The sequence below is a fragment of the Caballeronia sp. LZ033 genome (assembly GCF_031451265.1).
Taxonomy (GTDB): domain Bacteria; phylum Pseudomonadota; class Gammaproteobacteria; order Burkholderiales; family Burkholderiaceae; genus Caballeronia.
Genome location: NZ_JARUXQ010000004.1, coordinates 1,379,529 through 1,404,443 on the forward strand (window position 1 = coordinate 1,379,529; position 24,915 = coordinate 1,404,443).

Annotated in this window: 21 protein-coding genes and 1 pseudogene; 9 read left to right on the forward strand and 13 right to left on the reverse strand. The window is 65.6% G+C overall.

The window, feature by feature from the left end; translation table 11 throughout:
- The first annotated feature begins 87 nt into the window (after window positions 1–87).
- Window positions 88–517, forward strand: a pseudogene (locus tag QCE62_RS35340) (STM2901 family protein).
- Window positions 517–876: a DUF1493 family protein gene (locus tag QCE62_RS33485; protein ID WP_309927334.1), complete on the forward strand. Its 360-nt coding sequence runs from the start codon at window positions 517–519 to the stop codon at window positions 874–876. The pseudogene QCE62_RS35340 and the gene QCE62_RS33485 overlap by 1 nt, the downstream one beginning before the upstream one ends.
- Here the strand turns inward: QCE62_RS33485 and QCE62_RS33490 are convergent.
- From QCE62_RS33490 to QCE62_RS33515, 6 genes are read right to left on the reverse strand one after another with little or no spacing between them, the layout of a single operon-like run.
- On the reverse strand, window positions 871–1,992 hold the full coding sequence (locus QCE62_RS33490; RefSeq protein WP_309927336.1) for a Gfo/Idh/MocA family oxidoreductase: 1,122 nt from the start codon (window positions 1,990–1,992) through the stop codon (window positions 871–873). The genes QCE62_RS33485 and QCE62_RS33490 overlap by 6 nt on opposite strands.
- Window positions 1,989–3,050: a sugar phosphate isomerase/epimerase family protein gene (locus QCE62_RS33495; RefSeq protein WP_309927337.1), complete on the reverse strand. Its 1,062-nt coding sequence runs from the start codon at window positions 3,048–3,050 to the stop codon at window positions 1,989–1,991. The genes QCE62_RS33490 and QCE62_RS33495 overlap by 4 nt, the downstream gene beginning before the upstream one ends.
- 51 nt (window positions 3,051–3,101) lie before the next feature.
- Window positions 3,102–4,064 (reverse strand): substrate-binding domain-containing protein, encoded by a 963-nt coding sequence (locus QCE62_RS33500; protein WP_309927338.1) that lies wholly within the window; start codon window positions 4,062–4,064, stop codon window positions 3,102–3,104.
- Between the two features lie 36 nt (window positions 4,065–4,100).
- The gene (locus tag QCE62_RS33505) at window positions 4,101–5,117 is read right to left on the reverse strand and encodes an ABC transporter permease (protein ID WP_309927340.1); all 1,017 of its coding nucleotides are present in this window, start codon (window positions 5,115–5,117) and stop codon (window positions 4,101–4,103) included.
- Window positions 5,098–6,585, reverse strand: a complete 1,488-nt coding sequence (locus tag QCE62_RS33510) for a sugar ABC transporter ATP-binding protein (RefSeq protein WP_309927343.1) — start codon at window positions 6,583–6,585, stop codon at window positions 5,098–5,100. Before QCE62_RS33510 ends, QCE62_RS33505 begins: the two co-directional genes overlap by 20 nt.
- Before the next feature lie 2 nt (window positions 6,586–6,587).
- Window positions 6,588–7,607 carry a LacI family DNA-binding transcriptional regulator gene (locus QCE62_RS33515; RefSeq protein ID WP_309927345.1) on the reverse strand — a complete coding sequence of 340 codons (1,020 nt, stop codon included), beginning with the start codon at window positions 7,605–7,607 and terminating at the stop codon, window positions 6,588–6,590.
- A gap of 201 nt (window positions 7,608–7,808) precedes the next feature.
- Here QCE62_RS33515 and QCE62_RS33520 point away from each other — a divergent pair, with 201 nt between their 5' ends.
- Window positions 7,809–8,225, forward strand: coding sequence for a YciI family protein (locus QCE62_RS33520; RefSeq protein ID WP_309927347.1), 417 nt, complete (start codon window positions 7,809–7,811; stop codon window positions 8,223–8,225).
- Between the two features lie 26 nt (window positions 8,226–8,251).
- Here QCE62_RS33520 and QCE62_RS33525 read toward each other — a convergent pair whose 3' ends face one another.
- Window positions 8,252–8,959, reverse strand: coding sequence for an SDR family oxidoreductase (locus QCE62_RS33525; RefSeq protein WP_309927348.1), 708 nt, complete (start codon window positions 8,957–8,959; stop codon window positions 8,252–8,254).
- Between the two features lie 80 nt (window positions 8,960–9,039).
- Window positions 9,040–9,468: a MarR family winged helix-turn-helix transcriptional regulator gene (locus QCE62_RS33530; RefSeq protein ID WP_309927352.1), complete on the reverse strand. Its 429-nt coding sequence runs from the start codon at window positions 9,466–9,468 to the stop codon at window positions 9,040–9,042.
- A gap of 368 nt (window positions 9,469–9,836) precedes the next feature.
- On the opposite strand from QCE62_RS33530, the gene QCE62_RS33535 reads away from it, so the two are divergent.
- Entirely contained in the window at window positions 9,837–10,991 is a 1,155-nt protein-coding gene (locus QCE62_RS33535) for a branched-chain amino acid ABC transporter substrate-binding protein (protein WP_309927354.1), read from the forward strand.
- 15 nt (window positions 10,992–11,006) lie between these two features.
- Here QCE62_RS33535 and QCE62_RS33540 read toward each other — a convergent pair whose 3' ends face one another.
- Window positions 11,007–11,933 carry a LysR substrate-binding domain-containing protein gene (locus tag QCE62_RS33540; RefSeq protein WP_309927356.1) on the reverse strand — a complete coding sequence of 309 codons (927 nt, stop codon included), beginning with the start codon at window positions 11,931–11,933 and terminating at the stop codon, window positions 11,007–11,009.
- A gap of 128 nt (window positions 11,934–12,061) precedes the next feature.
- Between QCE62_RS33540 and QCE62_RS33545 the strand changes: the two genes are divergently transcribed.
- From QCE62_RS33545 to QCE62_RS33555, 3 genes are all read left to right on the forward strand, one after another.
- Window positions 12,062–13,216 carry a methionine aminotransferase gene (locus tag QCE62_RS33545; RefSeq protein ID WP_309927358.1) on the forward strand — a complete coding sequence of 385 codons (1,155 nt, stop codon included), beginning with the start codon at window positions 12,062–12,064 and terminating at the stop codon, window positions 13,214–13,216.
- 23 nt (window positions 13,217–13,239) lie between these two features.
- Window positions 13,240–14,022, forward strand: a complete 783-nt coding sequence (locus tag QCE62_RS33550) for an ABC transporter substrate-binding protein (RefSeq protein ID WP_309927360.1) — start codon at window positions 13,240–13,242, stop codon at window positions 14,020–14,022.
- A 238-nt stretch (window positions 14,023–14,260) separates the two neighbouring features.
- Window positions 14,261–15,832 carry a DHA2 family efflux MFS transporter permease subunit gene (locus QCE62_RS33555; protein WP_309927362.1) on the forward strand — a complete coding sequence of 524 codons (1,572 nt, stop codon included), beginning with the start codon at window positions 14,261–14,263 and terminating at the stop codon, window positions 15,830–15,832.
- Window positions 15,833–15,874: 42 nt separating this feature from the next.
- Here the strand turns inward: QCE62_RS33555 and QCE62_RS33560 are convergent, their stop codons facing one another.
- The 3 genes from QCE62_RS33560 to QCE62_RS33570 all read right to left on the reverse strand — a co-directional run bounded on the left by QCE62_RS33560 (window position 15,875) and on the right by QCE62_RS33570 (window position 21,746).
- Window positions 15,875–16,312 (reverse strand): DUF29 domain-containing protein, encoded by a 438-nt coding sequence (locus QCE62_RS33560; RefSeq protein ID WP_309821148.1) that lies wholly within the window; start codon window positions 16,310–16,312, stop codon window positions 15,875–15,877.
- 100 nt (window positions 16,313–16,412) lie between these two features.
- Window positions 16,413–20,111 (reverse strand): DUF748 domain-containing protein, encoded by a 3,699-nt coding sequence (locus QCE62_RS33565; protein WP_309927364.1) that lies wholly within the window; start codon window positions 20,109–20,111, stop codon window positions 16,413–16,415.
- A 177-nt stretch (window positions 20,112–20,288) separates the two neighbouring features.
- Window positions 20,289–21,746: a DUF1214 domain-containing protein gene (locus tag QCE62_RS33570; RefSeq protein WP_309927366.1), complete on the reverse strand. Its 1,458-nt coding sequence runs from the start codon at window positions 21,744–21,746 to the stop codon at window positions 20,289–20,291.
- A gap of 155 nt (window positions 21,747–21,901) precedes the next feature.
- Here QCE62_RS33570 and QCE62_RS33575 point away from each other — a divergent pair, with 155 nt between their 5' ends.
- A complete protein-coding gene (locus QCE62_RS33575) occupies window positions 21,902–22,024 on the forward strand; it encodes a hypothetical protein (RefSeq protein WP_309927368.1) in 123 nt (40 codons plus the stop codon).
- A gap of 259 nt (window positions 22,025–22,283) precedes the next feature.
- Complete coding sequence (locus QCE62_RS33580) at window positions 22,284–24,488, forward strand: heavy metal translocating P-type ATPase (protein ID WP_309927568.1); 2,205 nt, start codon at window positions 22,284–22,286, stop codon at window positions 24,486–24,488.
- Here the strand turns inward: QCE62_RS33580 and QCE62_RS33585 are convergent.
- Window positions 24,431–24,910 (reverse strand): thioesterase family protein, encoded by a 480-nt coding sequence (locus QCE62_RS33585; protein WP_309927370.1) that lies wholly within the window; start codon window positions 24,908–24,910, stop codon window positions 24,431–24,433. The genes QCE62_RS33580 and QCE62_RS33585 overlap by 58 nt on opposite strands.
- Window positions 24,911–24,915 lie beyond the last annotated feature (5 nt).

A 24,915-nucleotide genomic window follows, 5' to 3' on the forward strand; every position in this document is an offset into this window, starting at 1 on the left:
ACGTTGGTTTGACTGTCTGGTGGCGAGCGTTGCTGGCGTCGGCACACGTGGCTATGCTCGTGCGATTGCGTAACGATCACAATCATGATGAGCAATCTTTATCAATATGGCATCCACGACAAATTGTCACCTTCCGAGCAATTCTTTCTGATTGTGCTCGACGAAACCTGCAAGCAAACGGGCGTCGATGTGTCGCTAGTGTCGCGATGATCTTGATGGGGCAGCCGTTTGTGCGGACCCGAGGCAAGTTCGCAAACGCCGTCAAAGGAACCTCGGTTGCCTCTATGGTGTCCAGATCATTACTTCCTGTCGAGATCAAATACCGAATACTGCCCACCATTACGTCTTTCTCGAGTGTCTTTGCGCTGCGGATTAAATTCACGCGTAACCTGGGCGCATTCGTGGGAAGGCAATTCCCGGAGTCGGCTGGGTTTCGCTCGCTACTGACGTATCGAGCATCATGTGGCGCGCGAGTCTCGTCTACAACTCGACCGTCAAGCCGGAGGACCGCCGGTGATGGCCACAGACGAACAAGCCTGGGACGCGCTCCTGACCTTCGTTGAACGAGCCGTTGGCAAACCGCTGTTCGGAGAAGACCACTTCACCCGTGACACCGATCTCTATCACGACCTCGATCTGAACCCCGACCGCATCTCGGCTTTTCTCACCGAGTGGAGCGCGGCGTTCGACATCGACATGCGTGCATTCGACATCACCCACTACTATCCCGCCAGCACGCTGAGCCTGTCACGCTTCCTGCTCACCGTGTTCAAGGCACCCTTCAGCCGCGCGTCGCGCGACACGCTCGGCGGTTGCCAGTTGATCCTGGGCATGCTCGAAGCAGCGATGCTGTACGGCAAGTGGCCCGCGTCATGACACACCCACCCACGCCCCGTCCCTCCCATTGCTCCGCAACACCGCATCGATGAAGCGCAAGCCCGCGACGCCATCCTCGACCGTCGTGAGCCAGCCATCGCCCTGCGTCGTGCCGCTCGTGATGCACGTCGCCGCATCCGCATAAAGCTGCGCGAACGCCTCCAGATAGCCTTCCGGATGCCCCGCCGGCACGCGCGTCGCGTGCAATGCCTCGGCGCTCCGCACGCGCCCGCGCGTGATCCGTTCCGACGCCCCGCCTATCGGCGTGAACCACAATTCGTTCGGCGTTTGCTGATCGAAGGACAAACCGGCCTTCGTGCCGTACACGCGCAGCCGCAACGCGTTTTCCTCGCCCGCGGCCACCTGACTCGCCCACAACATGCCGCGCGCGCCGCCGTCGTAGCGGAACATCGCCTGCACATGATCGTCGACGCGCCGGTTCGGCACGAAGGTCGTCACGTCCGCGGCCAGTTCCGCCGGACGCATGCCGGTCACGTATTCGGCCAGCTGATACGCATGTGTGCCGATATCGCCAAGACAGCCCGCCGGACCCGCGAGCGCCGGGTCCGTGCGCCATACGGCCTGGCGGTTCGCCTGCGTTTCCACCGGCAGCGACAGCCAGTCCTGCGCATACTCGACCTGCACCACGCGAATGTCGCCGAGCAGCCCGTCCCGCACCATGCCGCGCGCGTGCCGCACGAGCGGATAACCCGTGTAGGTATAAGTCACCGCGAACAGCAGGCCCTTCTCGCGCGCAAGCTTCGAGAGCGCCTCGCCTTCGTCGAGCGACACCGCCAGCGGCTTGTCGCAGATCACATGGATGCCGGCTTCGAGAAAAGCCGTCGCGACCGGCGCATGCAGATGATTCGGCGTGACGATCGCCACCGCTTCGACGCCATCGGTTCGCGCCGCCTCGGCCCGCGCCATCTCGCGATAGTCGTCGTAACTGCGCGAAAGGCCGATCGCCGCCGCGCTCGACGCCGCCCGCCCCGCATCCGCCGACAACGCGCCCGCCACCAGCTCCCAGCGGTCGTCGAGCCGCGCCGCCATCCGATGCACCGCGCCGATGAACGCGCCCTCGCCGCCGCCGACCATGCCCAGCCGCACGCGCCTCATTGCGCCTCTCCGATGCCCAGCAGCCCGCGCATCTGCGCGCGGCTCGCGCCGCTGCCGGCGAAGTCGTCGAAGGCGCGCTCCGCCACGCGGATGATGTGCTCGCGAATGAACGGCGCGCCCTCGCGCGCGCCGTCTTCCGGATGCTTCAGCGCGCATTCCCATTCGAGCACGGCCCAGCCCGGGAAGTCGTACTGCGCCATCTTCGAGAAGATCGCCTTGAAGTCGATCTGGCCGTCGCCGAGCGAACGAAACCGTCCCGCGCGGTCGGCCCATCCCGAATAACCGCCGTACACGCCCTGCCGTCCGTTCGGCCGGAACTCGGCGTCCTTCACATGGAACGCCTTGATGCGGGCGTGATAAATGTCGATGAACGCGAGGTAATCCAGCTGTTGCAGCATGAAATGGCTCGGATCGAACAGGATGTTCGCGCGCGGATGATCGTCCACCGCCGCGAGAAAGCGCTCGAAAGTCACGCCGTCGTGCAGGTCTTCGCCCGGATGCAGTTCATAGCAGACATCGACGCCCGCACGCTCGAACTCGTCGAGAATCGGGCGCCAGCGCGCCGCGAGTTCGTCGAAAGCGGTTTCGACCAAACCCGCCGGACGCTGCGGCCACGGATATACATACGGCCACGCCAGCGCCCCTGAAAACGTCACGTGCGCGGCGAGTTCCAGCCGTTTCGACGCCGCCGCCGCCAGCTTGAGCTGCGCGATCGCCCATTCGGTGCGCGCCTCGGGATGACCGCGCACATGCGGCGCGGCGAAGCCGTCGAACAGCGTGTCGTACGCCGGATGCACGGCGACCAGCTGCCCTTGCAGATGCGTCGACAGTTCGGTGATAGCGACGCCTGCGTCCTCCACCGTGCGGCGGATCTGGTCGCAATAGGCATCGCTGGACGCGGCCTTTTCCAGGTCGATCAGGCGCGGGTCGGCGGGCACCTGGATGCCCTCGTAACCGAGCGAGGCCGCCCAGGCCGCGAGGTTGCCCAGCGTATCGAACGGCGCCTGGTCGCCCATGAACTGCGCCAGAAAGATCGCAGGGCCCTTGATGGTCTTCATCTTCCGCCTCTCAGTGGAAACCGCAGGGCCGCATGACGCGGCCCGCGCGCGTCAGAACGGCGAGTTCGGGAAATAGAACTGCTTGGCGTTGTCCTTCGTGATCAGCACCGAAGGAATGATGGTCTTGGCCGGCAGCTTGTCGCCCTTCAGGCGCGCTTCCGCCGTCAGCTTGATCGCGTCGTAGATGAATTTCGGCGAGTACGACACGTCCGCCGGCACGCGCTTGTCGCCGTCCATCACGCGCTTCACCGCTTCCTTCGATCCCGCACCCCCGAACACGATCCTGACGTCCGTGCGCTTGGCCTGGTCGATCGCCTTCAGCACGCCGATCATCATGTCGTCGTCGGCGGCCCAGACGGCGTCGATATGCTTGAAGCGCGTCAGATAGTCCTGCATCACCTTGAAGGCATCGTCGCGATTCCAGTTGGCGTACTTTGCATCGAGGATCTTCATGTCCGGATGCTGCTTGATGACGCCCTCGAAGGCGGTCCAGCGCTCGTTGTCGAGCGTCGTCGGAATGCCGCGCAGCGCGACGATGTCACCCTTGCCGTCCAGCGCCTTCGCCAGATACTCGGCGGGGATCTTGCCGAACGCGGTGTTGTCGCCGGCCACGTAGGCATCCTGCGCGCTGGTGTCGGTCAGGCCGCGATCCACCACCGTCACATACACGCCCTTCTTCTTCACCTGCGCGACCGGCTGCGTCAGCGAGGCCGATTCCTGCGGGAAAATCACGAGCGCATTGATCTTGTTGACCGTCACCAGATCCTGCACCTGGTTGGCCTGCTCGGGCGCGCTGCCCGCCGTCTTCACGATGACCTTGAGATCGGGATGCGCCTTCTCCAGGTCCTTCTTCGCTTCATTGGCCCACCAGACGATGCCGCCCGTGAAGCCGTGGTCCGCCGTGGGAATCGCGACGCCGAGCACGACCTTGTCGGCGGCCGACGCGGGAGCGATGGCGGCACAGGCGCTGGCCACGACGGTCAGCGCACCGAGCGCGCGAAGCATTTTTTTCATGACGATGTCTCCGGTTCTATGAATGTGCAGGCGCGGCTAGCGGCGGCCGCGCTGCAGATACGCTACAAGGATGATCACGGCGCCCTGCACCGCCGCATTCAGATACACGCTGATGATGCTCGTCAGGTTCAGGATGTTGTTGATGACGGAAAGCAGGATCGCGCCGATCACCGTGCCGATCACGCGCCCGTCGCCGCCCTTCAGCGCGGTGCCGCCGACCACGACGGACGCGATCGCTTCGAGTTCCCACAGCAGGCCCGTCGTCGGCGTGGCCGAACCGAGGCGCGGCACGTACAGGATGGTGGCCACGGCGACGCACAGGCCGAGCAGCATATAGGTCACGATCTTTACGCGATCGACCTGGATGGCCGCATAGCGCGCCACCTGTTCGTTCGAGCCGATGGCCTGCACGTGCCGGCCATACACGGTGCGGTTGAGCACGAGCGCGCCGCCCGCCGCGACGATCAGGAACACCCAGATGGGCACCGGCACGCCGAACAGGCTCGCGTAGTAGACCGGACCGTAGAGATCGGCGAGCGAGTTGTCGAGCGTGAGCGCGCCGCCGTCCGCGAGCCACGTGAGCAGCGCGCGAAAGATGCCGAGCGTGCCCAGCGTGACGATGAACGGTTCGATGCGCCCCTTCGTCACGAGCACGCCGTGCGCAAAGCCGAACAGTGCGCCCAGCACGAGCGCCAGCACGATGCCGATTGCGATGATCGCGAGCGGTGGCACCGCGTGTCCGTGAAAGCCCTGCAGCAGCCCGTTCATCACGTAGATCATGCTGCCCGCGATGAGCGCGGCCATCGAGCCCACCGAAAGATCGATGCCGCCGGAGATGATCACGAAGGTCATGCCCACCGCGATGATGCCGATGAACGAGGTGCGCGTGAGCACGTTCATCGCGTTGTCGACGGTGGCGAAATCGCCGTTGAGCAGCGTGCCGCCGACGCACAGCGCAATCAGCCCGATCAGCGGCCCGACGCCGAACAGGAATCGCGCGACGCTGGAGAGCCGGCTCTCGCTGGCGATGTCTTCAGTGTGTGCCGGTCGCATGCGCGATCAACCTCTCTTCAGTCAGAAGATCCATGCCGAGCGTCGCGACAAGTTCGCCCGCGCGCATCACGGCGACGCGATGACACAGGCCAATCAGCTCGATCAGTTCGGACGAGATCACGATCACCGCGCGCCCTTCCGCGGCGAGCCGGTGAATCAGGAAATAGATGTCGCGTTTCGCGCCGACATCGACGCCGCGCGTCGGTTCGTCGAGCACGATCACGCGCGGGTCGGGATGCAGGAACTTGGCGAGCGCGAGCTTCTGCTGGTTGCCGCCCGACAGCATCCGCGCACGCGCCGACAGGTTGCCCGTGCGAATGCCGAAGTCACCGACCGCCTGTTTCAGCGCATCGCGTTCGGCGCGCATGTCGACGAGCGGATGCGCGTAGCGTTCCAGCGTCATCATCGTCAGGTTGTCCTTCAGCGCCATGTCAACGTGCAGGCCGCGTCCCTTGCGATCCTCGCTCAGGTAAGTGAGGCCATGGCGCATCGCGTCGCGCGGATTGCCGAGCTTCACGCTCGCGCCATTCACGGCGACTTGCGCCGCGCTTAACGGCCGCAGGCCGACCAGCGCCTCGAACAGTTCCGTGCGGCCCGCGCCCACCAGGCCCGCGAAACCGAACACCTCGCCCTTGCGCACGGCGAAACTCACATCGTGCGCCCAGCCCGGCACAGAAGCCCGCTCGACCTCGAACGCGACCGGCGCCGTCGCGGCGAGCGCGGGTTTGGCGGGGAACATGTCGGAGACTTCGCGGCCCACCATCAGATTCGCCATCTGCTGCCGCGTGAGTTCGGCAGTCGGCGCGCGCGCGACGAAACGCCCGTCGCGCATCACGATGACTTCGTCGGTGACGCGCTCGACTTCATCGAGCTTGTGCGAGATGTACACGATGGTCGTGCCCGCTTCCTTCAGGCGCGCCATCAGCCCGAACAGCCGCTGCGTCTCCGAAGGCGTGAGGGTCGCGGTCGGCTCGTCCATGATGAGCAGGCGCGCTTCGCGCAGCATCGCCTTCGCGATCTCCACCAACTGCTTCTCCGCGACGATCAGATCGCGCACGCGCGTATCCGGGTTCTTGTGCAGACCCACTTCGGCGAGCCGTGCGCGGGCGGCCTCGCGCATCGCGGTCTCGTCGAGGAAGAAGCCCTTCTTCAACTCGTGCCCGAGAAACATGTTCTGCGTGATGCTCAGGTGATCCGCCAGATTCAGTTCCTGGTGGATCAGCACGATGCCCGCCTGTTCGGCATCGCGTGAACTGGTGAAGTCGCGCGCACGTCCGTCGATCAGGATCGCACCCGCGCTCGCCCGCTCGTAGCCCGCGAGAATCTTCATCAGCGTCGATTTGCCCGCGCCGTTCTCGCCGAGCAGGCCATGGATGCGCCCCGGCGTCAGCTCGAAGTCCACGCCGTGCAGCACGCGCACCGGCCCGAACTGTTTCTCCACTCCGTCGAAGCGCACTGCGAGGCTCATGATCAGGCGCTCCCACGCTGGATCAGCCGATGCGGCAGCAACACGCCCGGCACGTCGGCGCGCGGATCGCGCAGGCGTTTGAGCAGCAGCTCAGCCGCCGATTCGCCGAGTTGCTGCATCGGCTGCGAGACCGTAGTGAGCGGCGGATCGACATGGGCTGCCACGGCGATGTCATCGAAGCCGACCACCGCGACGTCGTCCGGCACGGCGAGGCCCGCGCCGCGCAAGCCGTTCATCACGCCGATGGCCAGCGTATCCGAGACAGCGAACACCGCAGTCGGCCGCGTTGCGCCGAGCGCCGCAAGACGCGCGGCCGCGTCTTCGCCTGCGTCATAGTCCAGGCTGTCGAGCTCAATCAGCCACACGGGATCCGGTTCGATGCCGGCGTCATGCAACGCATCGCGATAGCCCGCGAGCCGCTGACGGCCGTAGAGATAGCCTTGCCCCGAGTTGATCAGCGCAATGCGCCGGTGGCCCTTGCCGAGCAGATAGCGCACGACATCGCCCGCGGCCAGATGATTGTCGATGCCGACATACGGCACGCCCGCAGCAGGATCGAACTCGCAGCATGCAACCCACGGCAACGTCGAGGCCTCTTCGGCCAGCGCCTTCTGCACGGCGGCCGGGTCGAGGCAGATCGCGCCGTCCGCGCGCCGGCCACGCAACAGATCGAAATAGCTGCGCTCGCGCAGCGGATCCGCGCCGGTATCGCACAACAGCATGAAGTAGCCGTTCTGGCGCGCGACGCTGTCGATGCCGCGCACGATCGCCGCATAGAACGGATTGCCGAAGTCGGGAACCATGGTGAGCAGCAGGCGGCTTTCGGCCGTGCGCAGATTGCGCGCGAGTTCGTTGATGCGATAACCGCTCGACGCCACCGCGGCACGCACTTTCTCGCGCGTGACCTCGCGAACGTTCGTGTGGCCGTTGAGCACGCGCGACACCGTCGCCACCGAAACGCCCGCGCGCTGCGCGACATCGGCAATGGACACTTCCTCGCGTGGACGAACCGTCTCCGGCATACGCTGCGCCGCCGACCGGCCAACGGGATGTAATGGATTACATTATTTGATCGTACGGTCGCGAAGGCAACACCAATCGACTAGGGACAAACGCCAATCCGCTGCTTTCCGACAGCTGTCGATTTGGCGTGGCGCCAGTCGTCGTAGAGTTCGAACGGGCACATTCATGCTCGCGTTCTCAACCTTCCGGAGACCCCTCTCATGCGATTCATGATGCTGATGATCCCGCGCGGCTACGAAAGCGCCGCACCCGGCACGATGCCGAGCGCCGAAGCCGTCACCGCGATGATGAAGTACAACGAGGAATTGCAGAAGGCCGGCGTGCTGCTCGCGCTCGATGGCCTCCATCCGCCTTCGATGGGCGCGCGCGTCAGCTTCGCAGGCGGCAAGCCGCGCGTGACGGACGGCCCGTTTGCCGAAGCCAAGGAAGTGCTCGGCGGCTACTGGATGCTGCAGGTGAAGTCGCGCGATGAAGCCATCGAGTGGGCGAAGCGCTGTCCGGCGGGCGACAACGAAACGATCGAAATCCGCCAGGTCATGGAAATGGAAGACTGCCCGCCCGACGTGCAGCAGGCAGCCGCCGGCTTCGAAGACCTGCACAAGGCCGCGAAGGACTAGTCGCTTCGCCTGGCGTTCGGCTTCGCTCAGCGCGGAATGCCCGTCAGGTAGATCGGCTTGTCGGTGGAGAGCGACTGCTTGACGGCGCGCCCGGTTTCATCGACGAGCACTTCCTCCTGATCACGCGCCACCGCCGCGAGCACTTCGTTCACGACGTGCTCCGGCGTCGACTTCGCACCGGTGACGCCCGCGGTCATGTCGGTGTCGATGTAGGCCGGATGGGCCGCGACCACCAGCGTGCCCTGCTCGCGCAGTTCTTCGCGCAACGCGTTGGTCGCCGCCCACATCGCCGCCTTCGAGATGTGATACGCGCCGCCCGCCGGCAACGAGACCCAGCTCAGCACCGACAAGATGTTGATGACCGCCCCGCCGCCGTTCTTCTTCAACGCCGGCGCGAAAGCCTGCGTCAGCGCGATCGGACCGAAGGTGTTGATTTCGAGCACGTCGCGGATGCCCTGGGTCGACGCCGGATCGACGAGCTTGCCGCGCGTCGTCACGCCCGCGTTGTTGACGAGCACCTGCACGTCGGTGTACGTGGCTGCGGCTTCGGCGATGTCGGCGGCGTTTGTCACGTCGAGGCGAATCGCTTCGACGCCCGGAATATCGACGCTCTTCGGATCGCGCGCGGCCGCGTAGACCTTGGCGGCGCCCGCCTTCAGCAACGAAAGCGCGAATTGCTTGCCGAGACCGCGATTGGCGCCCGTGACCAGTACGACTTTTCCCTTGATTTCCATGATGAACTCCGCTTCAAAGTGCATATGCACACAATGACGTAAAAGAAAGGCTCACGTGAAGCGAGCCGAGGTTGTTCCAATCACTCCATCGTCGTCAATTCGAAGAGCGACTTGCGCAAGGCCTTCGCGCGCTGCTCGCCGAACTTCGCTTCGAATTCTTCCTGCGCCGCGCGCCACAGCGCCGATGCCTTGGCGAGCGTGTCCTTGCCGAGCGCCGTGAGCCGCAGACCGACGGCGCGCGAACTGCGCGACTCCTGCGCCGCCTCGACGATGCCGTCACGCTGCAACGGCTTCAGCGCGCGCACGAGCGTGGTGCGGTCCATGACCATTTGCTCGGCGAGGTCGGCCATCTGCACGCCGGGCTTGCGCCCGATGGCCGCGAGCAGCGTGAACTGCGCGGCCGTGATGCCCGCCACGTTCAGATGCCGCTCGTACATCTGCGACACGTAACGCGCCGCCTGACGAATGGCGAAGCAGTTGCAATCCAGAGGAGATGAATTGGAAGTCATGCACGGAGAATAGTTTGTGCATATGCACTCTGTCAAGTCGGCAAATCAATGACGCCGATAGGCAGGGCATCGGCGGCTTTTGGCCGGTGGAAGCAAATCGTCGCGCGCGAATGGGCGGCGAAACGCCCGAAGCCGCGCCCGGCTTGCGCGCAGGCGCCGTCGGGCCTGTGCCGAAATCCGCACGTCCGGCGCGACGAAACTTCAAGACGCGCCGAAATTGGCTTCCTACATTGCGCATGTCCGCTGTCCGAGCGTCGCCAGGCATGTCGGCGGCTGCGGTTGCCCGCACGCTCAAGGGCAAGTCCGTCTTGCCGGCACGGAAGGGCTCGTGTTCCATTCGATTGCCACACTAAAAAGGAGAGGAAACCATGCGCTTTCTTACTCAACCTCTGGCCTGGGCCGTCGCCTGCGCCACGGTCGCGTTTGCTGCCGCGCCGCTGACGGCGTCGGCGGAAGACATGACGGTGAAGGTCGGTTTCGCCGCGCCGCTGACCGGCGCGAACGCGGGATACGGAAAGGACCTCCAGAACGGCGTGCAGCTCGCGCTCGACGAAGCCAACGCGAAGAAGATCACCATCGGCGGCAAGACAGCCAAGTTCGAGATTCACGCGGAAGACGATCAGGCCGATCCGCGCATCGGCGTGCAGGCGGCGCAGAAGCTGGTGGATGACGGCGTGGCGGTGGTCGTCGGCCACTTCAACTCAGGCACGACGCTGCCCGCCTCGCCGGTCTACAACAACGCCGGCATTCCGGTGATCGACCCGGCTGCGACCAATCCGACCATCACCACACGCGGCCTCGAAAACGTCTTCACGGTGATTTCGAGCGACGCGCAGAACGCGGGCAACGCCGGCGTCTACGCGGTGACGACGTCGAAGGCGAAGCGCATTGCCATCATCGACGACCGTACCGCGTTTGGCCAGGGCGAAGCAGACGAGTTCGAGAAGGCGGTCAAGGCGAAGGGCGGCAACATCGTCACGCGTGAATACAGCGACAACCAGACCGTCGACTTCAGCGCGCAACTCACGCGCATCAAGGCGGCCAACGCGGACCTGATCTTCTTCGGCGGGCTGGACCGGCAAGCGGCGGCGGTCGTCAAGCGGATGAAGCAGCTCGGCATGAACGCGCAGTTCGTGGGCGGCGGCGGCGTGATGGACGCTGATTTCCTGAAGCTCGCCGGCGATGCAGCCGAGGGCGCGCAGGCCTGGGAATACGGCAGCCCGCTCGACAAGCTGCCCGAAGGCAAGGCGTTCAGCGACAAGTTCCAGAAGCGCTTCGGCGTCGCGATTCTTTCGTATGCGCCGTTCGGCTATGACGCGGCGTGGGCGGCGATCAACGCGATGCAGAAGGCCAATTCCATCGATCCGAAGGTGTACCGGCCGGTGCTCAAGTCGAACTCGTTCGAAGGCATCACCGGGCCCATCGCGTTCGACAGCAATGGCGCGCTCAAGAATGCCTCGTCGACGCTGTATCAGGTGAAGAACGGCCAGTGGGAATCGGTCGTCACCAAGCACGGCATGTGATCTGACTCGCGCGGCTCAGGCCTGGGCCGCCTGCGTCCGGGCCTCCAGCCGCGCACGCGTGTGCGCGGCCTCGTCGCTCAGCCAGCGCGCAAACTGCCGCAACGCCGCCGACGGCGCGGGCCGCTCCGGATACGTCAGCCAGTAGGCCGCGCCGCTCGGCACGCACAGCGTGAACGGCGCGATCACGCGCTGCGCCCGCAAGTCCTCTTCGATCAGCGCAACGTCGCCGATGGTCACGCCGAGTCCCTGCATCGCGGACGAGATCGCGAGATCGAGCGTGTCGAAATGCTGCGCCTTCGTAGACGGCAAACCCGGATGACCGTATGCCTCGAGCCAGCGCAGCCAGTCGCGCCGATCTCGCGTGGGGTGCAGGAGCGTTTCGCCGGCGAGATCGTCGGGGGTCGGCGGAGGCTGCCGCTTCGGCCTCCAGAGCGCCGGCGCGCACACGGGCGTCAGCACTTCGTCGAACAGATGATGACTCGTCACGCCCTTCTGTGCGGGCGCCGCGCCGAACACGATGGCGGCATCGAACGGCTCGGCGCTGAACTCGACGCCATGCGACACCGAAGCCGTCACCTCCACCACCAGTTCCGGCCGCTCGTTCTGCAGCCGGATGACGCGCGGCAAGACCCAGCGCATCGCGCAGGTCGGGCACTTCACGCGCAGAATGCCGGATTGCGCGCCGCCTCGCGCCAGTGCATCGTCGATCTGGCTGAACGCCTGCTGCAAGGGCGCGATCAGCAGCGCGCCGTGATGCGTCAGCGCCAGTCCGCGCGCCTGGCGGGTGAAGAGCGCGTAGCCGAGATGCGCCTCCAGTCCGGCGATCTGCCGGCTCACCGCGCCCTGCGTGATGTTCAGCACCTCGGCTGCGCGCGTGAAATTGAGCTTCCGGGCGACCACCAGGAAGGTTTTGAGGACATCGAGCGAGGGCAGCGGTTTCATCGGGTTTGCGGCATGTAGCCATGATCTGCAAGCATGGCTAGTATGACAAAGTTTCGATTGTCCCCGCTTTATTGCCGCGGTTGAATCGACGGCAATTCTCGTCGAACCGCCCTTCCGGAGACACCGCCGTGCACAGCGCCTGCATTCCCGAATCGAAGCTGCCCAGCGTCGGCACGACCATTTTCACGGTGATCGGCCAGCTGGCCGAGGAGCACGACGCGCTCAATCTCTCGCAAGGCGCGCCGAACTTCGCCTGCTCGCCGAAGCTGATCGAAAGCGTCGAGCAAGCCATGCGGGCGGGACATAACCAGTATGCGCCGATGTCCGGCGTGCTCGCGCTGCGCGAGGCGATCGCGCTGAAGACCCAGCGGTTGTACGGCGCGCAGTACGATCCGGGCACGGAGATCACCGTGGTCGCAAGCGCGAGCGAAGGGCTGTACGCGACGATCAGCGCGCTCGTGCATCCCGGCGACGAAGTCATTTATTTCGAACCGTCCTTCGACAGCTACGGGCCGATCGTGCAACTGCAAGGCGCGACGCCGGTCGCGATCAAGCTGTCGCCGGTGGACTTTCGCATCGACTGGGACGAAGTCGCGGCCGCCATCACGCCGAAGACGCGCATGATCCTGGTCAACTCGCCGCACAATCCCACCGGCAGCGCGTTCACGGACGCGGACATCGAGCGGCTCACGGCCCTGACGCGCGATACGAAGATCATCGTGCTGTCCGACGAAGTCTACGAGCACGTCGTGTTCGACGGCGCGCCACATCACGGCATGGCGCGCTATCCGGCGCTGGCCGAGCGCAGCGTGATCGTCTGCTCGTTCGGCAAGTCGTATCACGTGACCGGCTGGCGCGTCGGCTACTGTCTCGCGCCCGCGGCGCTGACGGCCGAGATTCGCAAGATCCACCAGTTCATGACCTTCGCCGCCGATACGCCGATGCAGATCGCCTTCGCCGAAGCGCTCGCGGACCAATCGAGCTATCTCGATCTCGCGCCGTTCTACCAGCACAAGCGCGATCTGCTCGCCAATGCGCTGGCCGGCTCGCGCTTCGAACTGCTGCCGAGCGCCGGCAGCTTTTTCATGCTGGCGCGCTACGACGCGATCTCCGACGCAGGCGACAGCGACTTCGTGCTGCGCCTGATCCGCGAAGCCCGCGTCGCGACGATCCCGCTTTCGGCGTTCTACACCGACGGCACCGACAACCACGTGATCCGCCTGTCGTTCGCGAAGGACGACGGCACGCTCATCGAAGGCGCGCGCCGCCTTTGCACGATCTGACGCTTTCCCTGGAGACCCATACGATGAAACTGAATTCGTTCGCCGCCGCCCTGCTCGTTGCGTGCGGCTTCGCGAGCGGCGCCGCTCTCGCCGCCGACACCTTGCGCTTCGGTTTGGAAGCGCAGTATCCGCCGTTCGAATCGAAATCCTCGACGGGCGAGCTGCAAGGGCTCGACATCGACGTCGGCAATGCGGTGTGCGCTGCCGCGAAGATGCAGTGCAAGTGGGTCGAGACGTCGTTCGACGGTTTGATTCCCGCGTTGCAGGGCCGCAAGTTCGACGCGATCAATTCGGCGATGAACGCCACGGAACAGCGTCGTCAGGCGATCGATTTCACGACGGTGGTGTATCGCGTGCCGACGCAGCTGATCGCGAAGAAGGGCAGCAGTCTGGAGCCGACGCCGGCATCGTTGAAGGGCAAGAGCGTGGGCGTGCTGCAGGGCTCGATTCAGGAGACCTTCGCCAAGGCCCACTGGGAGAACGAAGGCGTGAAGGTCGTGCCGTACCAGGACCAGAATCAGGTCTATGCGGATCTGAAGTCCGGACGTCTCGACGCGACGCTCGTGCTCGCGCCCGCCGGACAGAGCGGCTTCCTCTCGAAGCCCGACGGCGAGGGCTTCGCGTTCGTGGGCGCACCGGTGCGCGACGACAGGATTCTCGGCAGCGGCATTGCCTACGGCGTGCGCAAGGGCGACGACGCGCTGAAGACGAAGCTCAATGCGGCGATCGAGAAGGTCCGCGCGGACGGCACCATCGACAAATACGCGAAGAAGTATCTGGGAAACATCGATATTTCGGCGAAGTGAGCTGGCGAGGACGCGGCGGCGTTGTGCCGCGTCTTACAGCAGCAGGAACGCGCGGATCGCGAACTTTTCCGCGTCGAGTTCCAATAAGTCGAGGCTAGGCGCACGAATTGAGATGTGTCAACGCGTATCTACATGAAATCGCGTAGCCACACACCCCCTCTGCCGTTTGCCTCAGCAACTTTTATTAAGCACAGGCACACTGTCGGCTCGATCCATCGTCCCCCCGAATCCGAGCCGCATGAGCACACCGACGACGCCCCGTCCCGCGCCCGCCCCACCCCCGCCGCTCGAAGGCGGCAAACTCGTGCTCGCCACCTTCGCCGTGGCGCTCGCCACGTTCATGAACGTGCTGGACTCGTCCATCGCCAACGTCGCGATTCCCACCATTTCCGGCAACCTCGGCGTGTCCGTCAACGAAGGCACGTGGGTCATTACCGTGTTTGCCGCATCGAACGCGGTGTCGATTCCGCTGACCGGCTGGCTCACGCAGCGGCTCGGGCAGATCCATCTGTTCGTCGGCGCGATCCTGATGTTCGTGTTGTCGTCGTGGCTCTGCGGCCTCGCGCCGAATCTTCCCGTACTGCTGTTCGCGCGCGTTTTGCAAGGTGCGGTCGCCGGGCCGCTGATTCCGCTCTCCCAGGCCATCCTGCTCGGCTCGTATCCGAAGGAGAAAGCGTCGATGGCGCTTTCGCTCTGGGCCATGACGGCGACCGTCGGGCCGATCGCCGGACCCGCGCTCGGCGGCTGGATCACGGACAGCTATTCCTGGTCGTGGATTTTCTACATCAACATTCCGGTGGGCATCTTCGCGGCGGGCGTGACGTGGATGATCTACCGCGACCGCGAGTCGCCGACGCGCAAGGCGCCCATCGACGTGGTCGGCCTGCTGCTGCTCGTGACGTGGGTCGCGTCGCTGCAGATCATGCTGGACAAGGGACGCGACCTCGACTGGTTCTCGTCGCCGCTGATCGTCGTGCTGGCGATTGTCGCGGCGATCGCGTTCGCGTTCTTCGTGGTGTGGGAGCTGACCGATTCGAATCCAGTGGTGGATCTGCGGCTGTTCGCCGGACGCAATTTCTTCGGCGGCACAGTGGCGATCTCGGTGGCCTACGGCGTGTTCTTCGGCAACCTGGTGCTGCTGCCGCAGTGGATGCAGCAATACCTGAACTACCGCTCCGTCGATGCCGGCCTGGTCACCGCGCCGCTCGGCATCTTCGCGGTGATCCTCGCGCCCGTCATGGGCAAGGTGCTGCCGCGTAGCGACGCGCGCATCATTGCGACGATGGCGTTCATCGGCTTCGCGTTCGTCTTCTGGCTGCGCTCGAAGTACGTGATCGAGATCGACACCTGGCATCTCGTCCTGCCGACGCTGCTGCAAGGCATTCCGATGGCCATGTTCTTCGTGCCGCTCACGGCAATTGTGCTGTCAGGGCTGCCGCCCTCGAAGATTCCCGCCGCGGCGGGACTTTCAAACTTCGCGCGCGTGTTCTGCGGCGCGGTGGGCACCTCGCTCGCGGGCAATGCGTGGGACGACCGCATCGCGCTGCATCACGAACGGCTGACGGAGCAGGCGAACATCTATAACCCGAACTTCCTGCACTCGCTCGGCGCGTCCCAGGCGACGCTCGATATCGGCGAAGCGCAGGCGCGCGGCATGTTCAACTTCACGGTGAATTCGCAGGCCGCGATGATGGGCCTCAACGATATCTTCCTGATCTCGGCGGTGATCTTCATTCTGATCATCCCGCTGATCTGGATCACGAAGGTGGCGAAGGGTGGCGGCGGCGGGGCGGCTTCGGGGGCGCATTGAGGTTCGCGATGGCACGAGCGCGAGCCCGATGCGCTCGCGCGATCAATCGAGCTGGAAACCCTCGTCAAGCACCGTGCGCATGGCCCAGGGGCAGAGTTCCGGAAACCGCTCAAACTCGATTCCCGTCTCTGCTTCCGCCAGGTTTCTGGCTTTCGACCAAACCAGATCGATCCATTCCGGATTGTCAAAGTTGGACTTGAGACTCGGCGCATCACGCAACACGAACTTCACCTCTTTCCGTTGCGTGCGTATGGTGCTTGTCCAACTCCGGCTTCGTCGGTCTGCCTGATATTGCCACTTCAACATGTGCGCGAGCAGAACCGACATTCTGCTCACCAGCTCTCTCTGCTCGCTCCTTCCCACGGCCTCGATTTCCTCTGCGATATGCTCGATATCGATGGCCGCAAGCTTTCCTGCACGCAGTAACGCAGCCTGTTCCCTGGCCCACGCCACCACGTCCTTCTCATACGGTGTTCCCATCGGCTGACTCCCGTTCTCTTCCTGATTCCCGGTATCGCCGATACTAGTTTCGTTATCCTTGTTCATCCAAGTCGTCCAAACGGCCAACGGCCAGCGCACATCACTTCAGGCCCAGATCCACCCTGCTGCCCGTCCCCTTGTCCTTGATGTCGTCCGCGTTCAGCTTCGGCGCCACGACGAAAACCCGCTTGCTGTCGATCTTCCCGTCAAAGTACTCCTGCACCGCCTGCGCGCGCTCCTGGGCAAGTTCGCGCAACGCGCCTTCGTCGACCGGCGCGTTTTGGGTCAGCGCGGCTTTCATGTCGGCATCCGGCAGCGACTTCGTCATGCCGATGAAGTTGGTCGGCTTCTTGAAGTCCGCCGACTTGTAGACCTTGGTCAGATACTTGTCGTAGTCCGCATCCGACACCTTGATCGCGTTCCAGTCCACATTCTCGCCATTGCCCGCCATGTCGCGCACCTTCGCGCGCTTGACCTGGGCGTCCACCCACGCCGAACGCAACGCCGGCTCGTCCACTTTCGGATCCACGCGGCCCGTCACGTCCACGCGCACTGACGGCTTGTCCACCAGCGCCTTCGCGATGGTTTCGAGCTTTTTCTGCGCGGCGTCCGTCAGGTCCGCCGAACCCGCATTGAACTCGATGTAATTGAGATCTGCGCCACTGCCTCCGCCGAACGCATGCGCGAGCAGCGTGAACGGCGCCGTCACCGCCTTCTGGACCAGGTTCAGAAGAGCCTGCCACACCAGCCCGCCGATTGAAAACTCCGGATTGTCGAGCGAGCCGGAAATCGGAATGTTCACGTCAATCTCGCCACGCGAATTCTTCAGCAGCGACACCGCGAGCCGGACGGGCAGCTTGGTTGCCGTCGAGTTGTCGACGTGATCGCCGAAAGTCAGCTGATCGATGAACAAGTGATTGTTCGCCGTCAGTTTGTTGTCGGCGAGCATGTAATGCAGGTCGACGTTCAGCTTGCCCTTCGTGATCGGATACCCCGCGTACTTCGATGAATACGGCGTCAGGTTCGTCAGCTCGACGTCATGGGCACTCGCCGTCAGGTCGAGCGCGGGCTTGTCGATCAGCGGATTCACCTGCCCCTTGATCGACACCGGCCCGTTCGCCGCGAGTTTGGCCGTGACATCGACGGGAGCGGGCGTCGTCGAATGCGTGCCGAACGCGCCGATCGTCCCGTTGATCGCGACGAGATTCGCCGTGTAGTTCGGCCTGATGAAGTTGTCGGTGTAGGTGACTCGGCCGTTTTGCAGCACGAGCTGCCCGAAGCGCAGGTTCACCGGCGGGCCCGCTTTCTCGGCGGCCTTCGGCGCCGCGGTGCTCGCGGCGGCCGGCGGCGCGGCCTTGACCTTCTCGCGCGTGACCGGCTGCGTCGCGCCGTTCTCGTTCGCCACCACGCCCTTCAGGTTCAGCTTGCCTTGCGCGTCGAGCAGCACGCGGCCGTAGAAGTTCGCGAAGGTCACGCGCGCCGCCTCGACGTCCGTGCCGCGCTCGTCGTAGCTCACCTTCATGTTGGTCAGCCCGAGCAGCTTCCAGCCGGCGAAGCGGTCGTTGGTCAGCTTGTCGATCATGCGCACGTCCGTCAGCGACGCATCGCCCTTGTACGTCGCCGCGAGCGTCTTGCCGCTGCCGGACAGCGTCAGGTCGCCGTTCGCGTTGGCATTCGCGCTGGCCACGTCGACGTTGAGCTTGTCGCCGAAGTACGGCTCGAACGCGGATACGTCCACCTGATCGCCCTTCACGTGCAGCGCCAGCTTGAGCGGACTCACGGTCACATTGCCGCCGAGCGCGAGCGTGCCCCGGCCGTTGAGCGTCAGCTTGCCGTCGAGCGCGAGCGGCCGGGTCAGGTCGTCGCTGAACTGCTTCACGTTGAGCGCGAGCGGCGCAATCTGGAGCTTCACCGGGCGCGCGAGCGTCTCGTCGGTAAAGCCGGCCGAGGCGTTCTCGACCGCGATCTGTCCTATCTGGTAATGCCACGCCGGACCCGCTTCCTGCGCCTTCTGGATCTTGCGCGTCGCGGTGGGCTCCGGCGCGGCCTCGTGCGGACCGGCGAGCGACGCCAGATCGATGCTGCCGTCCTTGCGGCGCGTCGCGTCGAGGGCGAGGCCGCTCACTTGCACGCTGTCGAGCGATGCCTGGCGCGCCGCCACATCCACCTTGGCGATCTTCGCCTGCGCGGACGCCAGCTTCACCGGCGCGACACCCTGCGCCGTGGGCGCGAGCGTGACGGCGTCGAGCCTGACCTCGCCCGCGCCGACCTGCACGCCGCCATCCGGCTTGCTCCAGTCGACCGAAACCGGCAGCGTTGCGCCCAGCGTGCCGCTCGTCACGCGCGCCGCCATCAGGTTCGACAGATACGGCTGCAACGGCGGCAATGCGAAGGCGTTGAGACCGATTTTCGCGTCAGCCTGTCTGGCTGCGAGCGTCACGCGGCCGGAGACGTCGAGCGCGCCGCCGTGGTCGAACGCGGTCTTCAGCGTGTAGGTGGCGGGCGTCTTCGCGAGTGTGGAAAAACCGTCGAGCGTCACGCCGAAGCCGGTCAGCGTGGCTTGCACGCGCTGCTTCAGCAACTGGTCGTCGAGGGCGATCCTGCCGTCTTCGATCGCCAGATGGCGGATGGACACATCGAGCGGCGGCGCGTCCTTCTCCGGCTCCGCAGCGGGTGCGTGCTCTTTCGCGGGCGGCGTTTTCTGCGCCGGCCCGCCCGCCAGCTTCTGCACGTTCAACTGGCCGGACGAATCGCGCACGAGATGCACGTCGGGATTCGCGAGCGTCACTTCGTCCAGCCGATAGATATCCCGCAACGGCTCGGCATCGCCGATCTTCACATGCAGCGCGCGCGCGGCGACCAGCGGTGCGTTCGCTTTGTCGGTGACGGCGAGATCGGCGAGATCGGCGGTGCCGGCGATGCGGATCGTCGGCGCATCGCCGGCAATCGAGAAGCTGACGTTGAGGTCGGTGGACAGCTTGCCGCTCTTCACCGCGACCGGCACCGATGCCGGCGCATAGGACGCCAGTTGCGGCACGTCGAGGCCGTCCAGTGTCAGCGCGATCTCCGATTCGCGCGACTCCGCGAACGGCTTCGTGCGTCCCTTGACGACCAGCGGCGAGCCGTCGATGCGCGCCTGCAACAGCGGCGTCACGAAGATGTCGGTGGCGGACGGCAGGGTCGCGATGAACGGAATGCCGAGCGCGAAGCGGTCGATGACGTGCTTCGCGTCGAGCAGCCGGTCGTCGAACGTGATCTGGCCGTTTTCCAGGCGGATGTTGGACACCGAAAAGCGCGCTGGCTCTTTAGACGGCTCAGCCGATGGCTTCGAAAACTTCTCGATGAGGTCGGAGAAATTGAAATGCTCGCCGTCGTAGCGCACGACGTGGATGCGCGGCGAATCGATCTTCAACTCATTGACGACCGGCGCGAGCTTGATGACGGAGGCCCAGGAAGTACGCACGACGAGCCGCGATACGTCGATGAAATCACCCGGGCTGCCCGGCGCCTTCGCGAGATTGGCGGGCGACTCGCCGATATGCACGCCGTCGGCTTCGAAGTCGAGCGTATAGGGATTGAGCGAGATGCGCCGGATGCTGACGGGCCGGTCGAGCTGCTTCGCAAGCTGCTGCTCGGCGACATGCCGGATGACCGGCGGCGCGACGAAGAAGCCGAGCGCGCCGATGACCAGCAGCGCGATCACCAGTCCGATGAAAAAGCGCCGCGTGCGCCGCGCCTGCACGACGCCGCGCAGGGTCTGGCCAGCGGACGCGAGAGAAGACTTGCTGATGCTTGACATTCGATGCGCGGCGGGCGAGCGCGCCGCATGTGCGCCGCTCGAGCTCGCCGTCCGGGATAAGTGAAGCCCGAGTATACGACGGCACGGCCCGCAAACGTTCGCTCTTGCGCGCTTCAGAAGCAAAGGCCGCGACGGATCGCGGCCTTTGCATGACGCTTCATGATCGCGCCCGGCGTTTCATTCGCGATCGACCGAAGGCGGCGCCCATGAACCGTCGCTTGCCTGGGGCTTCGGCGCATAGAGGCGCAGCGCGAGCTGGAAGTCGCCTTCCGGCACCGGCAGCCAGTTCGCCGCGTGCGCGCGTCCCGGCGATTTCGCCGACAGGATCACATCGAAGGAGCCGTCACGGTTCTTTCTCAGCCGGTCGCGCTCCGAGATCGACAGGCGCGGCAGCTTGCCATTCGCGAGCGCGCCGTCCTTGGTATAGGCGGTGAGCGTCCAGAAGCCGCGCACCGGCGGCAGCGCATCCGGCGTGAAGTGCAGCGTGTACTGGTTCGCGCCGTTCAGCGCATGACCTTCGCTGTCGGTCCGGGCGACCGGCTTGACCTCGCCTTCCTTCGTGCTCGTCGCGACCTGACGGCGCGCAAGGTAGGCGCGCAGTGTGTAGTCGGTGCCGTAGATGCCGACGCCGTCGCCGAACCAGGTCCAGCCGTTCTTGGTCAGCGCATTCGACGGCACAGTGGCAAGCCGCTCGCGCGCATCGCTCAGGCCCGAATCGAGCAGCGGCGCATCCGTCTTCTTGAACTGCACCGGCTCGCCCGGCTTCACGCCCAGGTCGGCCAGCCCGCTCATCGCGTGGCTGTCGTCGGTGGCGGCGGGGTTGTCGTCGAGCGAACGGGCCAGGCGCGCGAAGAACGCGTTGGCGTCGAGCGCCTCGGCCTGCGCGCCGGGCGTCGCCGCGGCAAGACCGCTCGGCAGCGGCGGCACCGCCGGCTGACGCGCCGTGCTCGAACCCCACGCGCCGGCGACCACCGGCGTCGGATCCGACACGGAGCCCTTGGCGGGCGTCAAGGTGTCGATGTGCATCGCGGTCTGCAGCTTGCGCGCCTCGCGCAGGTCGCGTGGACCGTTCACGCGCACGCGCACCGACAGCCACACATAGCGCGTGCGGGTCTCGACGCGGGTCGCGCCCGTGGGCAGCGTGCCGGTCCAACCGGCGGGCACGAAGGCGATGCGCTGCGGTTTCGGATAGGGCGTGGTGTCGGCGCTGGAATAGAGGGCATTGGTCCAGGCGTCGAACGCGCGGGCATCGAGATAGCGTCCGCGCGGCGCGGCGGGCAGTGTCACGATCACCGGATCGGCGGAGACATCGAGCCAGGCGCTCGATTCCAGCGTATCGACGCTCGGCCAGCCCGTCGCGCCGGCCGGCGGCAACGCCGTCGCATGGCGGAAGGTATTGAGCGCCCCCTGGCCCGGAGCGGCGCCGGCGCGTTCGCGCGCGATGTCGCTGGCGACCAGCGGGAAGCCAAACGTATAGGCATCCGCCACCTGATTCTTGACCCAGCCGGGGCTGCTTGCTTTGACTTCATCGGGCGCCCTGGTGGCGCAACCGGCCAGGACGGCCATTCCCGCAAGGCTCACGCTCATCCACAGGGCAGCGTCAAGCGGAAACGTCCAGCGTCGGTGGTTCTTCATTCGAATTGGAATCCGGGTTTTCTTTCGATTGGGTTGGCTCGCAAATCCGGGATGGTCCAGACCGGAACGCGGCTTCGGGTTGCGAGCGCAACACCGTGAGCGCCATCTCGGAATTCGGGTTTTAACTTATCCGCTGACGATAGGCAAGAAGCAGCATGCAAAAGGCCAGCGGCGTTTCAAAAATCGGGCTGAAGGCACCGAAAATGCACGCCCGCAAGGTATTTACGCGGTTCCTGCGCGCCTTCGTCAGCCCGCACTACGATAGCGGAATACGGTGACGTTCATCGGTCCAAAAACGACCGCACACGGGGTTTATCGCCCGCATTGTTCAGCGATGCACGACGCCGCTCCTGCTTTTCCTGCGCTTCCGCCTTGACCTTCCCACGATTGGAAGCTCGATACTCGTGGTGTGAGGGAGTACCGCGACCTGTCTGCCATCCGTCGATGTCGCGCATCCCAGCCAGACCGGAGTGTTTCAGCATGTCCACCGAATCATCCACGCAAGCCGCCCGCACCGCCGAATTCGCGGTCAGCGGCATGACCTGCGCCTCGTGCGTGATGCGGGTCGAAAAGGTCCTGAAACGCGTGCCCGGCGTCGAGAGCGTCGCGGTCAATCTCGCCACCGAGAAGGCCACCGTCCACGCCAGCGCCGCCGTCAGCGACGATCAGCTCGTCGCCGCGGTCGCGAAGGCCGGCTATGAGGCCGCACTCGTCGTGCCCGAGGCGCCGGCGGCCGTGGCCGTGGACGCCGGTGTCGATCGCGAACTCATCGCCGTGCTGGCTGCCGCGCTCATCACCCTGCCGCTGCTCGCGCCCATGTTTGGCCTCGAACTCGATCCCTCGCTTCAGCTGGCGCTCGCGAGCGTCGTGCAGTTCGGCTTCGGCGCGCGTTTCTATGTGGGCGGCTATCGCGCGGTGCGGGCGTTTGCCGGCAACATGGATCTGCTCGTCGCGCTCGGCACATCGGCGGCATGGGGGCTGTCCGTCTATCAGATGCTCGCGCACGGCGGCATGGGCGCGCATCTGTTCTTCGAGGCATCGGCGGTCGTCATTACGCTGGTGCGCTTCGGCAAGTGGCTGGAAACGCGCGCACGGCGCCAGACCAGCGCCGCGATCCGCGCGCTCAACGCCCTGCGCCCCGCCACTGCGCGCGTGCGCGACCGCGACGACCCGGCGCGCGAACGCGACGTGCCGCTGGCGGACGTGCGCATCGGCGACATCGTGATCGTGCGGCCGGGCGAGCGCGTGCCGGTGGACGGCATCGTGCGCGCAGGCCGCACGCACATCGACGAATCGCTGATCACGGGCGAAAGCCTGCCCGTCGCAAAGGAAAGCGGCGCGCGCACGACCGGCGGCTCGGTCAACGGCGAAGGCGCGATCGAAATCGAAACCACGGCGATCGGCACGGAAACGACGCTCGCGCGCATCATCCGGCTGGTCGAATCCGCCCAGGCCGACAAGGCGCCGATCCAGCGGCTGGTCGATCGCGTGGCCGCGGTCTTCGTTCCGGCGATCCTGGCGATCGCCCTCGTCACGCTGGCCGGCTGGCTGTGGCACGGCGCCGGCGTGGAAACAGCGCTGCTGGACGCGGTCGCGGTCCTCGTGATCGCCTGCCCGTGCGCGCTCGGCCTCGCGACGCCCACCGCGATCATGGCCGGCACCGGCGTCGCCGCGCGCCAGGGCATCCTGATCAAGGACGCACAGGCGCTCGAACAGGCGCATGCCATCGCCATCGTCGCGTTCGACAAGACCGGCACGCTGACCGTCGGCCGTCCGACGCTCGTCGAATTCGAGGCGGCTCCCGGACACACGCGGGAAGAAGCGCTCGCGCTGGCGGCCGCCGTGCAGCGTTCGAGCGAGCATCCGCTTGCCAAGGCCGTCGTGGCCGCCGCACTGGACGATCCGGACGCGCCGCGCTTCGAGGCGAGCGCGGCGCGCGCGGTCGCCGGGCGCGGCGTCGAGGCGAGTGTGAACGACAGACGCATCGCCATCGGCAGCGGGCGCTGGGTCACGGAACTGGGGGCGAACGTGCCGCCTTCGCTCAGGGAACGCGCGCAGGCGCTCGAAGCGCGCGGCAACACGGTGTCATGGCTGATCGAGGAGACCCAGGCGCGCCACGAGGTGCTCGCACTGCTCGCCTTCGGCGACACCGTCAAGCCGACGGCCCGCGCGGCCATCGAACGGCTGGCGGCGATGGGCGTGCAAAGCGCGCTCATCACCGGCGACAACGCAGGCAGCGCGCACGCCGTGGCGCGTGCGCTCGGCATTCCGGCGGAGCGCGTGTTCGCTCAGACCCTGCCCGACGACAAGGCGCGCGTCGTCGGGCAATTGCGGGCATCGGCGCAAGGCATCGTGGCGATGGCCGGCGACGGCATCAACGACGCCCCCGCGCTCGCCGCCGCCGATGTCGGCATCGCCATGGCGAGCGGCACCGACGTCGCGATGGAAGCCGCCGGCATCACGCTGATGCGCGGCGACCCGGCGCTGGTCGCCGATGCCATCGACATCTCGCGGCGCACCTATCGGAAGATCCAGCAGAACCTGTTCTGGGCGTTCGTCTACAACCTGATCGGCATTCCGCTGGCGGCGTTCGGTCTGCTCGATCCGATGTTCGCGGGCGCGGCCATGGCGTTCTCGAGCGTGAGCGTCGTGACCAACGCGCTGTTGCTGCGCAACTGGCGCGCTCAGGCCGGCGCGGTGGACGAAGCGCGCGCCGGCAAGCCGATCACGCGTCCGGCATGACGCGCGTGCTCCGGCGCGACGGTCGGCTCGGCGGCAATGCGCGCGGCGACGTCCGCATCGAACGAAGCCGACTTCGGCACGCCGCCGGTATCGATGTGCATCAGCATCTGCTCGCACGCCGATACCGGTTCGACTGAATCGCCCTCGAACATCTCCAGGTAGAGATGGACGCGCTTGCGGTCATGCGCGAGCACCCGCACCTCGACCCGCACCGCCGCGCCTTCCTTGATTTCCCGCAGATAGCTGACGTGCGCTTCCAGCGTGTACAAGGTGCGCTGGCGCGCGCGGCGGCCGGCGTCGTCGAGACCGATGCGGTCCATGAAGGCATCGGTCGCGAGGCTATAGATCAGCATGTAGAAGGCGTCGCGCAGATGGCCGTTGTAATCGACCCATTCGGCCTTCACGGTGTCGCGGTAGATCATCGTCG

Excerpts from the sequence above, each read along its gene's own strand:
- QCE62_RS33510 (WP_309927343.1), bottom strand. The coding sequence starts at position 6,585 with ATGAGCCTCGCAGTGCGCTTCGACGGAGTGGAGAAACAGTTCGGGCCG.
- QCE62_RS33515 (WP_309927345.1), bottom strand. The coding sequence starts at position 7,607 with ATGCCGGAGACGGTTCGTCCACGCGAGGAAGTGTCCATTGCCGATGTC.
- QCE62_RS33560 (WP_309821148.1), bottom strand. The coding sequence starts at position 16,312 with ATGGGAACACCGTATGAGAAGGACGTGGTGGCGTGGGCCAGGGAACAG.
- QCE62_RS33555 (WP_309927362.1), top strand. The coding sequence starts at position 14,261 with ATGAGCACACCGACGACGCCCCGTCCCGCGCCCGCCCCACCCCCGCCG.
- QCE62_RS33495 (WP_309927337.1), bottom strand. The coding sequence starts at position 3,050 with ATGAAGACCATCAAGGGCCCTGCGATCTTTCTGGCGCAGTTCATGGGC.
- QCE62_RS33540 (WP_309927356.1), bottom strand. The coding sequence starts at position 11,933 with ATGAAACCGCTGCCCTCGCTCGATGTCCTCAAAACCTTCCTGGTGGTC.
- QCE62_RS33585 (WP_309927370.1), bottom strand. The coding sequence starts at position 24,910 with ATGATCTACCGCGACACCGTGAAGGCCGAATGGGTCGATTACAACGGC.
- QCE62_RS33535 (WP_309927354.1), top strand. The coding sequence starts at position 9,837 with ATGCGCTTTCTTACTCAACCTCTGGCCTGGGCCGTCGCCTGCGCCACG.
- QCE62_RS33550 (WP_309927360.1), top strand. The coding sequence starts at position 13,240 with ATGAAACTGAATTCGTTCGCCGCCGCCCTGCTCGTTGCGTGCGGCTTC.
- QCE62_RS33500 (WP_309927338.1), bottom strand. The coding sequence starts at position 4,064 with ATGAAAAAAATGCTTCGCGCGCTCGGTGCGCTGACCGTCGTGGCCAGC.
- QCE62_RS33520 (WP_309927347.1), top strand. The coding sequence starts at position 7,809 with ATGCGATTCATGATGCTGATGATCCCGCGCGGCTACGAAAGCGCCGCA.
- QCE62_RS33505 (WP_309927340.1), bottom strand. The coding sequence starts at position 5,117 with ATGCGACCGGCACACACTGAAGACATCGCCAGCGAGAGCCGGCTCTCC.
- QCE62_RS33525 (WP_309927348.1), bottom strand. The coding sequence starts at position 8,959 with ATGGAAATCAAGGGAAAAGTCGTACTGGTCACGGGCGCCAATCGCGGT.
- QCE62_RS33485 (WP_309927334.1), top strand. The coding sequence starts at position 517 with ATGGCCACAGACGAACAAGCCTGGGACGCGCTCCTGACCTTCGTTGAA.
- QCE62_RS33570 (WP_309927366.1), bottom strand. The coding sequence starts at position 21,746 with ATGAAGAACCACCGACGCTGGACGTTTCCGCTTGACGCTGCCCTGTGG.
- QCE62_RS33580 (WP_309927568.1), top strand. The coding sequence starts at position 22,284 with ATGACCTGCGCCTCGTGCGTGATGCGGGTCGAAAAGGTCCTGAAACGC.
- QCE62_RS33530 (WP_309927352.1), bottom strand. The coding sequence starts at position 9,468 with ATGACTTCCAATTCATCTCCTCTGGATTGCAACTGCTTCGCCATTCGT.
- QCE62_RS33575 (WP_309927368.1), top strand. The coding sequence starts at position 21,902 with ATGCAAAAGGCCAGCGGCGTTTCAAAAATCGGGCTGAAGGCACCGAAA.
- QCE62_RS33490 (WP_309927336.1), bottom strand. The coding sequence starts at position 1,992 with ATGAGGCGCGTGCGGCTGGGCATGGTCGGCGGCGGCGAGGGCGCGTTC.
- QCE62_RS33565 (WP_309927364.1), bottom strand. The coding sequence starts at position 20,111 with ATGTCAAGCATCAGCAAGTCTTCTCTCGCGTCCGCTGGCCAGACCCTG.